The 12,826-nt window shown below is 43.6% G+C and carries 13 protein-coding genes; 9 read left to right on the forward strand and 4 right to left on the reverse strand.

The genetic code is table 11. The features are described 5' to 3' along the window. Window positions 1–16: 16 nt before the first annotated feature. The 4 genes from fabF to pyk all read left to right on the forward strand — a co-directional run bounded on the left by fabF (window position 17) and on the right by pyk (window position 4,045). Window positions 17–1,270: a beta-ketoacyl-ACP synthase II gene (fabF, locus tag ACW6QP_RS01490; protein ID WP_457909058.1), complete on the forward strand. Its 1,254-nt coding sequence runs from the start codon at window positions 17–19 to the stop codon at window positions 1,268–1,270. Between the two features lie 11 nt (window positions 1,271–1,281). Next, window positions 1,282–2,013: a ribonuclease III gene (gene rnc / locus ACW6QP_RS01495; protein ID WP_457909059.1), complete on the forward strand. Its 732-nt coding sequence runs from the start codon at window positions 1,282–1,284 to the stop codon at window positions 2,011–2,013. A 113-nt stretch (window positions 2,014–2,126) separates the two neighbouring features. Next, complete coding sequence (locus ACW6QP_RS01500) at window positions 2,127–2,615, forward strand: IPExxxVDY family protein (protein WP_457909060.1); 489 nt, start codon at window positions 2,127–2,129, stop codon at window positions 2,613–2,615. Then, the gene (pyk, locus tag ACW6QP_RS01505) at window positions 2,615–4,045 is read left to right on the forward strand and encodes a pyruvate kinase (RefSeq protein ID WP_457909061.1); all 1,431 of its coding nucleotides are present in this window, start codon (window positions 2,615–2,617) and stop codon (window positions 4,043–4,045) included. The genes ACW6QP_RS01500 and pyk overlap by 1 nt, the downstream gene beginning before the upstream one ends. Window positions 4,046–4,104: 59 nt before the next feature. On the opposite strand, the gene dinB is transcribed toward pyk, so the two are convergent. Next, entirely contained in the window at window positions 4,105–5,208 is a 1,104-nt protein-coding gene (dinB, locus tag ACW6QP_RS01510; RefSeq protein WP_457909062.1) for a DNA polymerase IV, read from the reverse strand. Between the two features lie 490 nt (window positions 5,209–5,698). On the opposite strand from dinB, the gene ACW6QP_RS01515 reads away from it, so the two are divergent. From ACW6QP_RS01515 to ACW6QP_RS01535, 5 genes are all read left to right on the forward strand, one after another. After that, complete coding sequence (locus ACW6QP_RS01515) at window positions 5,699–5,944, forward strand: hypothetical protein (protein ID WP_457909063.1); 246 nt, start codon at window positions 5,699–5,701, stop codon at window positions 5,942–5,944. Continuing rightward, on the forward strand, window positions 5,935–6,057 hold the full coding sequence (locus ACW6QP_RS01520) for a hypothetical protein (protein WP_457909064.1): 123 nt from the start codon (window positions 5,935–5,937) through the stop codon (window positions 6,055–6,057). Before ACW6QP_RS01515 ends, ACW6QP_RS01520 begins: the two co-directional genes overlap by 10 nt. A 178-nt stretch (window positions 6,058–6,235) precedes the next feature. Further along, entirely contained in the window at window positions 6,236–6,895 is a 660-nt protein-coding gene (locus ACW6QP_RS01525; RefSeq protein WP_457909065.1) for an NAD(P)H-binding protein, read from the forward strand. Beyond that, on the forward strand, window positions 6,888–7,367 hold the full coding sequence (locus ACW6QP_RS01530) for a CYTH domain-containing protein (RefSeq protein WP_457909066.1): 480 nt from the start codon (window positions 6,888–6,890) through the stop codon (window positions 7,365–7,367). The genes ACW6QP_RS01525 and ACW6QP_RS01530 overlap by 8 nt, the downstream gene beginning before the upstream one ends. Then, window positions 7,367–7,864, forward strand: coding sequence for a YciI family protein (locus ACW6QP_RS01535; protein WP_457909067.1), 498 nt, complete (start codon window positions 7,367–7,369; stop codon window positions 7,862–7,864). The genes ACW6QP_RS01530 and ACW6QP_RS01535 overlap by 1 nt, the downstream gene beginning before the upstream one ends. On the opposite strand, the gene trxA is transcribed toward ACW6QP_RS01535, so the two are convergent. From trxA to ACW6QP_RS01550, 3 genes are all read right to left on the reverse strand, one after another. Further along, on the reverse strand, window positions 7,865–8,164 hold the full coding sequence (trxA, locus tag ACW6QP_RS01540) for a thioredoxin (RefSeq protein ID WP_457909068.1): 300 nt from the start codon (window positions 8,162–8,164) through the stop codon (window positions 7,865–7,867). Between the two features lie 120 nt (window positions 8,165–8,284). Beyond that, the gene (locus ACW6QP_RS01545) at window positions 8,285–9,676 is read right to left on the reverse strand and encodes an efflux transporter outer membrane subunit (RefSeq protein WP_457909069.1); all 1,392 of its coding nucleotides are present in this window, start codon (window positions 9,674–9,676) and stop codon (window positions 8,285–8,287) included. A gap of 6 nt (window positions 9,677–9,682) precedes the next feature. Next, on the reverse strand, window positions 9,683–12,823 hold the full coding sequence (locus tag ACW6QP_RS01550) for an efflux RND transporter permease subunit (RefSeq protein ID WP_457909070.1): 3,141 nt from the start codon (window positions 12,821–12,823) through the stop codon (window positions 9,683–9,685). Window positions 12,824–12,826 lie beyond the last annotated feature (3 nt).

A 12,826-nucleotide genomic window follows, 5' to 3' on the forward strand; every position in this document is an offset into this window, starting at 1 on the left:
AAACCTATAACATTATATGGAGTTAAAGCGAGTTGTTGTAACAGGTCTGGGAGCACTTACTCCCATAGGAAACAATATTGAAGAATATTGGGATGGCCTGGTGAATGGAAAAAGTGGTAGTGCCCCCATTACCTATTTTGACACCGAAAAATTCAAAACTAAATTCGCTTGTGAACTCAAAAACTTTAACGCTCTCGACTTTTTTGATCGCAAAGAAGTAAGAAGGCTCGACAGGTTTGCACAGTACGCTATAGTAGCTTCAGATGAAGCGATAAAAGATTCAGGCATCAATCTCGAAACGGTAGATAAACACCGGGTTGGGGTAATTTGGGGTGCAGGAATTGGCGGACTCGAAACTTTTCAGGAAGAAGTGAAAAACTTCGCTCAGGGAGATGGCTCTCCACGATTCAACCCATTTTTTATTCCCAAGATGATCGCAGATATTGCCCCGGGTAATATCTCGATTCGGCACGGATTTATGGGCGCTAATTATACTACCGTTTCGGCTTGTGCATCGGCAGCTAATGCCATGATAGATGCCCTTAATAATATTAGGTTAGGCCATAGCGATATTATAGTGAGTGGAGGATCTGAAGCTGCCGTTACCCAGGCGGGTATGGGAGGATTTAATGCTATGCACGCCCTTTCTACACGCAATGAAAGTCCTGAAACCGCCTCCAGACCCTTCGACGCTACCCGCGACGGATTTGTTCTTGGTGAAGGGGCAGGTGCGCTGATTCTTGAAGAATACGAGCACGCCAAAGCCCGTGGAGCCAAAATCTATGCTGAAATTGTTGGAGGAGGGCTATCTTCAGATGCTTACCATATGACTGCTCCCCATCCCGAAGGGACCGGGGTTGTGGCCGTGATGGAAAACTGCCTGAAGAATGCCGGGATGAAACCCGAAGATGTTGATGCTATTAATACCCACGGTACCTCTACTCCTCTTGGAGATGTGGCCGAGTTAAAAGCCATTAGCAAAGTCTTTGGAGAACATGCCAAAAAGATCAATATTAATTCAACAAAATCCATGACCGGGCATTTGCTCGGGGCAGCTGGAGCGGTAGAAGCGATTTCTGCCATTCTTTCAATGCAACATGGAATCGTGCCTCCAACGATTAATCATACCGAGGCCGATGAAAATATTGATCCGGAACTCAATCTTACACTTAACAAAGCACAGAAACGAGACGTGAAAGTTGTAATGAGCAACACTTTTGGATTTGGTGGGCATAATGCCTGTGTGATTTTTAAAAAACTGGATGAATAATATCACACCCAATGAGTGTTATAAGAAATATACTAAATTCCCGCTCTTCCAGAGGCGGGAATTTTTTTAATACCCTTACCGGGATACTTGGCTTTAAACCCAAAAATATAGGTCACTATAAAAAAGCCTTTACTCATCGTTCTCTCAATATGAAAGATGAAAAAGGACACGCCATTAATTTTGAACGAATGGAATTTTTGGGTGATGCCATGTTAAGTGCCGTTATCGCTTCCCATCTTTTCAAAACCGTACCCGGCGGAAATGAGGGATATCTCACAAAAATGCGCTCTAAAGTAGTAAGCCGTAAACATCTCAATGAACTCGGGAAAGACCTTAAACTCATAGAGCACGTACAAACCAATATTCCTGTAGATCAATTTGGGGTGAATATTCATGGTAATTTATTCGAAGCCCTGGTGGGTGCAATTTACCTGGATAGAGGGTATAAATACTGCAAACGCTTCATCTACGAAAGGGTAATTGATCCCTATGTTGATATCGAGCAACTCGAGGGCCAGGTGATAAGCTACAAGAGCCTGCTTATAGAATGGTGCCAGAAGGAAAAAAAGGAATTCGATTATGAAATTTATGAAGATACCGGCCAGGATGAGTTGCGACATTTTGCAGTAAAACTGAGAATAAATGAAAGGGTAGTGGCAAAAGCAAGAGCCACTTCAAAGAAGAAGGCTGAAGAAAAAGCTTCAAAAAGGGCTTTTTATGCACTTCAAAATAAAATTAAATAATTATTAGAATTCGTGCTTAGCTATAACGTTTTCGCAGAAAATTGTGAAATTTTAGGCTAAATACACCTCATTTTTCTCATTCTTATTTTATCTTTATCCTTAAAGAACTTGCTATGCAATTGCATAAACGGCTGTTGGATGAAGTTGAAGAAGAAAGTTTTGATCTTATTGCCATTTACAGCAATCTCGAAGCCTATCGTATGGCCTGGCTGCTAAATCGAAACCTGGATATACGCTTGGAGCGGTCACGGCAAGACGTAGATTTTCTTCATAAATCGGTGCAGGCAATGTTTGCATTGTTTAGTTTTAAAGACACCGCAAAATTCCAAAGCTATAGTCTGGTTACCAATAAATTTAAAGGTACTCCTACTAAAGTTTTAAGTGCGGGTTCATTGTTTTCTGAAGAGGAAATTCGCCCCGAAATAGTTTACCTGATTCCGGAGTACAAGAAGGCCGACTTTTTCCTGAAAATTGAAGAAGAGCCCGATGCAGGCCATTTGAATCGATTGGTGAATATTATTAGCCAGATTCCGCAGGTGCTTGCGGCCACCCGAATTGACATAGCATTCTTAAAATCCAAACAAAATCTAATTTTTGACTAATGCCAACAAATAAGAAAACCAAGATCGTTGCTACCCTGGGACCAGCAACAAGTTCTAAAGATACTTTGCATAAAATGATGAAGGCGGGAGTAAATGTTTTCCGTATCAACTTCTCTCATGCCGATTATGGCGATGTACGCGAACGTATTAAAATGATTCGTGACCTCAATAAAGAATACGGATTTAATGCTGCTATACTTGGAGATTTGCAAGGTCCGAAACTTAGAGTTGGAGTTATGAAAGATGAGGTGGTGGTTTCTGAAGGAGATCAAATTACCTTCGCCACCGGAAAAGCCTTTAAAGGTACTGCCCAGCGTGTTTATATGAATTATGACACCTTTCCACAGGATGTAAAGGCCGGGGAAAGAATTCTTTTGGATGATGGGAAACTGATCTTTGAGGTGATAAAAACCAACAAAAAAGATGAGGTGCTTACCAAAGTGATTCAGGGTGGGCCGTTGCGTTCTAAAAAGGGAGTAAACCTTCCAAACACTAATATCTCTCTTCCTGCCCTTACCGAAAAAGATATGAAAGACGCCAAATTCGCCTGTGAAATGCAGGTAGATTGGATGGCTTTATCATTTGTTCGCCACGCTGAAGATTTGATCGAACTGCAAAATTTAATCAAAGAACACAGCGAATACAAAATCCCTATCGTAGCCAAAATCGAAAAACCTGAAGGGGTGGCCAATATCGAAAAAATCGTGGCTTACTGCGATGGGCTTATGGTGGCACGTGGAGACCTGGGCGTGGAAATTCCGGCTCACGAAGTGCCATTAATTCAGAAAAAATTGGTGCTTACTGCAAAAAGAGCCAGAATTCCGGTGATTATCGCCACCCAAATGATGGAGACTATGATTTCCAGCCTTACCCCAACCCGGGCCGAGGTAAACGATGTGGCCAACTCGGTAATGGATGGAGCCGATGCCGTGATGCTTAGTGGCGAAACTTCTGTGGGGCAATATCCTGTGCAGGTCATCGAGAAAATGTCTCAGATTTTACTTAGTGTAGAGAATTCTCCGCTAATTAAGGTGCCTCACGACCCGCCACATATTCGCACCAAGAGGTATATCACCAAATCTATTTGTTATCACGCGGCCAATATGGCTAATGAAATCAAGGCAAAGGCGATTTGTACTTTGACCAATTCAGGATATACTGCATTTCAGATTTCGGCCTGGAGACCCGAATCCCATATTTTGGTATTTACTTCTAATAATCGCATTCTCTCCCAGCTGAGTCTGCTTTGGGGAGTTAAAGCATTTCATTATGACAAATATGTAAGTACCGATGAAACCATCGAAGATGTGAACCGCATCGCCAAAGAAAATGGTTTTGTAGATCACGGAGACTTTACCATCAACCTGGCCGCAATGCCCATTGTAGATAAGGGTATGGTAAATACCTTAAGGGTTACAGAAATAGAATAAAAGCATATAGCTTTAAATTTTAAGCCACGGAAACAATTTTTTTCGTGGCTTTCTTTTTTCTAAAATTCAAACTTCAGCTGTACCTCGACTTCTTTTTTTTCTTCGGAAGTTTTCTGATTTTTATCGGTATTTAGGTTAGAGAGCGAAATCCCAAGTAACCGCACCGAATTTTTCATCTTTTCCTGGTATAGCAATTCTTTGGCGATCTCCAGAATTAGCTCTTTGCTCGAAATGTAATAAGAGATGGTTTTGCTGCGGGTTTGCAGGCTAAAATCGCTGTATTTTATCTTTAAAGTCACCGTTTTACCCGCAACCTTGCTTCTTGTTAGTCTGCGCTCGATTTCTTCAGCGATATTTTCGAGGCGTTCAAGCATAAAAATTTCGGATGAAATATTCTCATTGAAGGTACGTTCGGCGCCCAGGGATTTTCGAATTCGGTTGGGTTTAACTTCGCTCAAATGTACCCCACGAACCACATTGTAATAATGCGCCCCGCTTTTGCCGAATTTTCCACTTAGGTATTCCAGGGATTTTTGTTTTAGATCCTTTCCCGTAAAAATTCCAAGCATATACATTTTTTCTGCGGTCACCTTTCCCACGCCGTGAAATTTCCGGATGTCAAGTGCCTCCAGGAATTCTTCAACTTCTTCGGGGTTAACCGTTTTCTGCCCATTTGGTTTGTTATAATCACTGGCGATTTTGGCGATAAACTTATTGATCGAGATCCCGGCCGAAGCATTGAGCCCGGTTTTTTCTTTGATCTTCGCCCGAATTTCCTTCGCGATAAGCGTGGCGCTGGGATTTCCCTTTTTATTCTCTGTAACATCCAGGTAGGCTTCGTCTAAAGAAAGCGGCTCCACCAAATCGGTGTATTCCAGGAAAATTTGCCTGATGCGCTGGGAAATTTCGCGATAGCGTTCAAAACGGGGTTTCACAAAAATAAGCTGCGGACAGTTTCTCTTGGCCAGCACACTGCTCATCGCACTTTTCACGCCAAATTTCCGGGCTTCATAACTGGCGGCCGCTACCACGCCGCGCTGGGAACTCCCTCCCACGGCGATAGCCTTTCCCTGTAATTCAGGATTGTCCAACTGCTCTACCGAGGCGTAGAACGCATCCATATCTATATGAATAATCTTCCGCAACAAAAAGTCCTTTTCCACAGCTGTAAATTTAATGAAACTTCACTTTGCCAAGCCGAATGGCGCAGGCAAAGTGATTAGTTTCATTAATCCCGACGCAGGTCGGGATCTATCGAGAGTTAAACGTTGTTTTTGAAAATCTGCTTTTCAAATTCTTCCTCCAAGCCGAATGGCGCAGGTGGCTCGGGCTTTAGATCGAGCCATCCCGACGCAAGTCGGGATCCATCGAGAGTAAAACGTCGTTTCTGAAATTTTTCTTTTCGAATTCTCTCTCCAAGCCGAATAGCGCAGGTGGCTCGGACTTTAGTTCGAGCCATCCCTACGCAGGTCGGGACACTTTCTATTTGCAAGCTTCTTCTGGGATAAACCAGTCAGAATCTTAATTGTCTGTAAACTCAACTTGAAATCAATTTCGGCCAAAAGGATTGAATCCGAATAATTTGATTTCATACCCGGAGGGTTAAAAATCTCTGACTTAAAAATCGTAACTTTAGTTATCAAAATTTAGAATATGGAAAAGGAGGAATTTGAGAGGAAGAAAAGAAAGGTGATCGAATATGTTAACAATGCAGATTTACCTTTGCTTCATCTCCTGGCCGAATTGGCAGAAGCTTACAGCAAAAGGACCAATGATGACTGGTGGGAGAAACTCAAGCCAGAAGAAAAAGCTTCTATTCAAAAAGGTTTAGCCGATTCTGATAATGATAGGGTAGTTTCTCACAAAGAAGTGATGAATTTATTCCAGAAATGGCATTAGAAATTTATTGGACTGAACATGAAAAAGCAGGTTTATTCAGCGTTTTGTTATACCTGGAAGAAAATTGGTTTTTAAAAGAGATTCTTAAACTTGAAGAAAAACTAAAAAAGTAATCGAATTAATATGCCTTAATCCGGGACTTTTCCCACAATCCTCCATTGATTCGAATATCTTTAAAGCAGTTATCTATAAAAATAATTGTCTGTATTACAGGCTAAATAAATCAAAAAATAGAATTGACATAATCGATTTTAGAGGAACCCGACAGTTTCCCAAATATCAATAATATCTATGCCAAAAACCGCCATCATCCTTGGAGCCACAGGCTTAACAGGAACCGCTCTTTTAAAGGATCTCCTGGAAGATCCCGATTTTGATAAAATCATCCTGTTTTCGCGAAGCGCTCATTCCATTACGCATCCAAAAATAAAGGAACATCTTTTAGATCTTTTCGAATTGGAAAAGTATAAAGAACTTTTTCAGGCCGATTTGGTTTTCTGCTGTATTGGCACCACAAAAAGCAAAACTCCTGATAAAGAAACCTACCGGAAGATCGACTTCGGCATTCCCGCCACCGCTGCTAAACTTTCAGAAGAAAATAATATTGGAACTTTTATAGTGATTTCGGCTATGGGAGCCAATGCGAATAGTGCCATTTTTTATAATAAGGTCAAAGGTGAAATGGAAGAAGCCGTGCAGAAAAGAAATATTAAAAACACCTATATTTTGAGACCTTCCTTAATCACCGGAAACCGTGAAGAAGACAGGGCCGGGGAGGGAATGGCTGCCAAAGTGATGAAGGTTTTAAAGCCCGTGATGAAGGGCCCGCTGGAAAAATACCAGAGCATTACTGCAGAAACCATAGCGAGAGCGATGCATAAACTCTCAAAAAATCAATATTCCAAAAGAATAATTCCGTCGAACGAAATCAAGGAAATCGCCAATGCTTGAGATAGAACGCAAATATTTGGTTAGCTCAAACAACTATAGACAGGAAGCCTTCAAAAAATTAAGCTTTAAGCAGGCCTATTTAAATTCGCACCCCAATAGAAGCGTAAGAGTTCGAATAGCCGGAGAGCAGGCGTGGTTAACCGTGAAAGGCAAATCTGATGCTGAAGGGTTAAGCCGATTTGAATGGGAAAAGGAAATCCCGGTTAAGGAAGCCGAGGCTTTACTGCATCTTTGCGAACCCGGAGGTATAGAAAAACAACGCTTTTTTGTAAAAAATGGAGACCTTTGTTTCGAAGTCGATGAATTTTTTGGAGACAACCAGGGCTTAATCCTGGCAGAAATCGAACTCCAAAGCCCCGACCAGGAATTCGACAAACCGGCCTGGCTTGGAGAAGAAGTTACCGGCGATAAACGCTACTATAACTCGCAGTTAAGCAAAAACCCATTTAAAAACTGGAAAAAACAAAAATAATGAGGCAAGTATTGATTTTGGCTGTTTTGAGCCTTTTCCTTAGCTCCTGTAACCAGCCGGTAGAAAAGACCCGGGGAATTCCTGCTCCCGAAAAAGTAAAAAAAGAGGCTCCTTTTAACCTGGATAGCCTGGAAAAAGACCTGCAGGAAAAAGGTCATCAAACCTTCAGGTATGAGGCTGAGGACACCACTTACCTGATGCAGCAGTATTACCTGGTATTTCTGAAAAGAGGCGATAACCGCAGCCAGGATTCTACTGAAGCTGCCAAACTTCAGGAACAGCATCTGGCTTATTTAAGCCGAATGGCCAATGAGGGGTATGCGAGTTTAATTGGTCCGCTGGGTTCCGATGGGGATATTCGCGGAATTGCAGTCTATAAAACCCCCACACAGGCCCAGGCCGACAGCCTGGCCAATGCCGACCCAATGGTTAAGGCCGGAAGACTAAAAGTGGAAGTACACCCCTGGTGGACTGCTAAAGGCGGAAAACTGGACTAATCAGGAATGAGACCGAATAATCTGGGTGATCTCGTTTTTTTGTAAAACCCCCGATTGTCTCCAGAGCTGCTGCCCGTTTTTGAATAACATCATTGTGGGCACCCCGCGCACCTGGTATCTCGCCGCCAGTTCCTGATTGCGATCTACGTCTATTTTTACAATTTTCACCTCGTCGCCCAACTCTGCTTTTACCTCTTTTAAAATGGGCGCCAGCATTTTACAGGGGCCGCACCAGTCGGCAAAAAAATCTACCAGCACCGGCTTGTCGTTTTTTATAATCTCACTGAAATTACTTTTCATAGCTTTTTAATTTTTTTACCCTTAAAAATACTGAAAAATCCGCATTCATTTTTCAGTAAAAATAGCCCCGGACTTTTACCCCGGGGCCACTTCACAACAATTAACAAAACAAATTAAATTTTACTGCCAGCCTCCTCCCAGGGCCCGGTAGAGCTCAACCACGGCCTGCATTTGCATAAGCCTTGCGTTCACCACATCAAGCTGGGAATTGAGGCTGTTTTCCCTGGCCGTGAGCACTTCCAGGTAATTTATAAGGCCGTTATTCAACAATTCTTCCGAATATTCTGAAGCCGTGTTATAGGCTTCAAATTCATTGGTTTTAATTTCAATTTTTTGACTTCCGGTTTCATAGTTGGCCAGGGCATCCGAAACTTCTCTTCCGGCGGTGAGCAGGGCTTTCCTGAAATTCAATAAGGCTTCCTGCTGCCTTGCTTCAGCAACTTCAAACTCGGTGCGTATCCTGCGGCCATTTAAAACAGGTTGCAAAAGCGAACCGGCCAGGTTAGCAAACAGGGAATTCACGCTAAATAATTCTGAAAGTTCCAAACTTTGAAATCCGGTGGTAGCGGTAAGGCTAAGTGACGGATAAAAATCGGCACGGGCCACGTTGGTAAGTTCAAAAGCATTGATAAGCTGATACTCGGCAGCGATCACATCTGGGCGATTGGCCAGGAGGGCCGTAGGTATTCCGGTTTTAAGTGTAGTATTAAGCTGCTGATCTTCCAACTCACTTCTTCTTATTTGCTGTGGCGCTTCCCCCAGCAAAATAGAAAAACTATTCTCCAGCAGGCGAATTTCATTTTCAATATCAAGCAGAATAGCCTGGGCAGTGTAGACCTGGGCTTCGGTTTGCTTTACGCCCACTTCGGTAAGGCTTCCTGCCTCTTTCAAAGCCCTGGTGGTTTCCAGGCTGCTTTCTCGATTTTTTAAGGTTTCTTCGGTGATTCGCTTCTGCTCGTCAAGAGCTAATAATTGATAATAGGTGCTGGCAATATTGGCGATGAGTGCAGTTTTTACCGCCTGGTGTGCCGCGGTAGTTTGTAAATAAGTCGCCTCAAAAGCCCGGCGATTACTTCTAATCTTCCCCCAAATATCGGCTTCCCAGGAAAGGTTTGCCGTAACCTCATATTGGGTAATGCTGCCGTCGAAAAGTCTTCCGAATTGAGAATTTCGTGAAAGAATTTGATGGGTCACTCCCGGCCCGGCATTCAAAGTTGGCAAATATGCCTGCCTTCCCTGTAGCATATAAGCCTCGGCAGCCAGCATTTGCTGAATTGCGATGCGGATGTCTAAATTGTTTTCCAGCCCCTGTTCTATATAATTTTGAAGAAGCGGGTCGGTATAGATTTCCTTCCAGGAAACCCTGGCAAGATTTGTTGTGTCGGTGCTTATATTATCGCTTCTAAAGAGGTCTTCTGAAATTTCCTCTACCTCGGGTCTTTCATATTCTTTTGCCACAAAACACGATTGAAGCAAAAACGGAAAACTAAGTATGAGCAGTAATTTTTTCATAAAAACCTATTCTTCAATTTGTTTAGTGGAAGGCTGTGGTGCCCCGCTTATTTTTTCGTGTAAATACTGGAATAACATATATAAAATCGGGATTACAAATACCCCAATCACCGTTCCCGCCAGCAATCCTCCTACGGCTCCGGTTCCTATTGAACGGTTTCCTACAGCACCCACACCTCCGGCCAGTACCAAAGGCATAAGTCCCAGAATAAAGGCAAAAGAGGTCATCAAAATTGGTCGCAATCGTACCTTGGCCGCATCGATAGCTGAATCTACAATGCTCATCCCTTCTCTTCGTCTTTGTATCCCGAATTCCACGATCAAAATGGCATTTTTGGCCAGGAGTCCTAAAAGCATAATTAGCGCAATCTGGAAGAAAATATTGTTTTGCAGGCCTGTAAGCCAGGTAGTGACAAAAGCTCCCATAATACCTATGGGCAGTGAAAGCAGCACGGCAAATGGAATAATATAACTTTCATACTGGGCTGCCAGCAGAAAATACACAAATAAGATACTCAACAGGAATATGGTGACTGCCTGTCCCCCTGCGGTGATCTCTTCCCGCGTTAACCCAGAGTAGGCGATATCATAACCCTGCGGAAGATTGTCTGCCAGCCTTTCTACAGCTGCAATTGCATCTCCCGAGCTAAAGCCCGGAGCTGCCGAACCTGTTAACTTCACGGCATTGAACAGGTTAAATCTGCTTACCGATTGTGGCCCGTAAACCCGCTCCAAATCTATAAACTGATTGATGGGTGCCATTTCACCACTTTCAGTGCGCACATACATCATATCCAGGCTTTCGGGCGTGTTTCTCGCCTCAGGAAGAGATTGAATATAAACCCGGTATTGTTTTCCGAAGCGGCTAAAATCGGCCGCGAAAATTCCACCTATATAGCCTTGCAGCGTAGATAGAATTTCGTTCACAGAAACCCCGCTTTGCTTGGCCCGGGCAATGTCGATATCGATTTGATACTGCGGAAATTCGGTATTAAACGGATTATTGGCGAAGGCAATAGAATTTTCTGCGGAAAGACTTCCGCTAAAATCGGTCGCCACATTATCCAGGTCTTTAAAATCTCCACCGGTTCTGTCCAGCAATTGCACTTCAAATCCTTCTGAAGCTCCAAACCCGGGAATACTGGGTGGCTGGAAGAAGTTTATAGTGGCGTCGGGCGCAGTTCTGGCAGCTATTTCGTTTAGCCTGGCGGTAATGTTTTCGATTGAAAGGCTGTCTTCTTTTCGGTTATCCCATTTATCCAAAGGAATAAACCCAAGCGCATAGGATCCTCCGGCACCCGAGAAAAAGTTTCGCCCGTTGATCATCGAAGCTCCACGAACCCCCGGGATATCGATCACCTCTTTGTAAAGTCTTTCGGTAACTTCAGCGGTGCGATCTAAAGAAGCACCCGCAGGAAGCTCCAGGTTCATAAAGATGATCCCTCGATCTTCTGTCGGGACGAATCCGCTGGGTGTATTATTCGATGCCAGGAAGGTAAGGCCTACGGCCCCGACCAGAATCACGGCAGTGATCCACTTATGCCGGTATAAAAAGCCTACCGAACGTGTATATTTTTTGGTCGTGGCATCAAAAGCAGTATTAAAAGCAGCGTAAAACCTTTGCATAAAACCCTTCTTCTCCTCTTCGCCGTTATGGGGCTTGAGGAATAGAGCACAAAGTGCTGGACTAAGTGTTAAAGCATTTACTGCCGATATAATTATGGCTACAATCAAAGTAACCCCAAATTGCTGATAAAAAACCCCGGCCGGCCCCGACAGGAAGGTAACAGGTACAAATACCGCGGCCATTACCAGGGTTATAGATACAATAGCTCCGGCGATCTCGCTCATCGCGGTCACCGTTGCCTGTTTTGCAGATTTTGCGCCGCCTTCAATCTTGGCATAGACGGCTTCAACCACCACAATAGCATCATCTACCACAATTCCAATGGCGAGCACCAATGCAAACAGAGTAAGCATATTAATGCTGTAGCCAAATAAATTGAGGAAAAAGAAAGTTCCAATGATAGAAACAGGAACCGCAATAGCGGGAATAATAGTCGCTTTAAAATCCTGCAGGAAGATAAAAACCACCAGGAATACTAAGATGAAGGCTTCGATGAGCGTCATTCTTACTTTCGCAATCGAGGCACTCAAAAAATCGTTGGTGTTGTAGTTAACGTAATAATCCACTCCTGCAGGGAAGTCCTCTTTCAGATCTTCTAAAGTGGCTTCAATATCTTCGATGATCTTCTGGGCGTTGGAGCCTGGGGTTTGAAAAACCCCGACATTTATTCCCGGCAGGCCATTCACCAGGATCTTGGAGGAATACCCCTGGGCATCCAGCTCGATCTCGGCCACGTCTTTTAATTGAAGAATTCTACCACTTCCTTCGGCTTTCAGAATGATATTTTCATAATCTTCAACGGTTTTATACCGGCCTGGATAGCGCAAAACATATTCAAATTCTTCACCGCTGTTTTGTCCTATCGAACCTGCCGCAGCTTCAAGGCTTTGCTCATTTATCGCTGCTCTAACATCGGAAGGGACTAAATTGTAGTTGGCCATTCTTTCGGGGTTCAGCCAGATGCGCATCGCATAGGTACGACCTCCAAACGAACGCGCTTCCCCAACCCCGTTAATTCGCTGAAGCTCGGGAATCATATTGATATTCATATAATTCTCCAGAAAAGTCCCGTCGTATTCTTCATTTTCAGAATAAATGGAGAAATACATCAGCGCGCTGGTTTGTTGCTTCTGTACGGTAATTCCATTCTGAATAACAGCCTGTGGTAACAAGGCATTGGCCCGGGAAACCCGGTTTTGAACGTTTACCGCTGCGATATCGGGATCTATATCCTGATCGAAAAACACCTGGATGCTTCCGTTTCCATCGTTGCTGGCACTGGAGGTGATGTAGGTCATTCCCTCCACCCCGTTAATCTGTTCTTCAATAGGAATAATTACGCTTTCCAGAATGGTCTCGGCATTGGCCCCGGGATAGCCCACATTAATTTGAACCGTTGGTGGTGCAATGTCTGGATACTGGGTCACCGGCAGGGTTTGCATACTCAATAATCCCAGGATTACCAGAATTATGGAAATTACAGTTGAAAGTACCGGCCGATCGATAAAGGTCTTCAGCATAAT

The sequence above is a fragment of the Salegentibacter haimaensis genome, assembly GCF_054121495.1.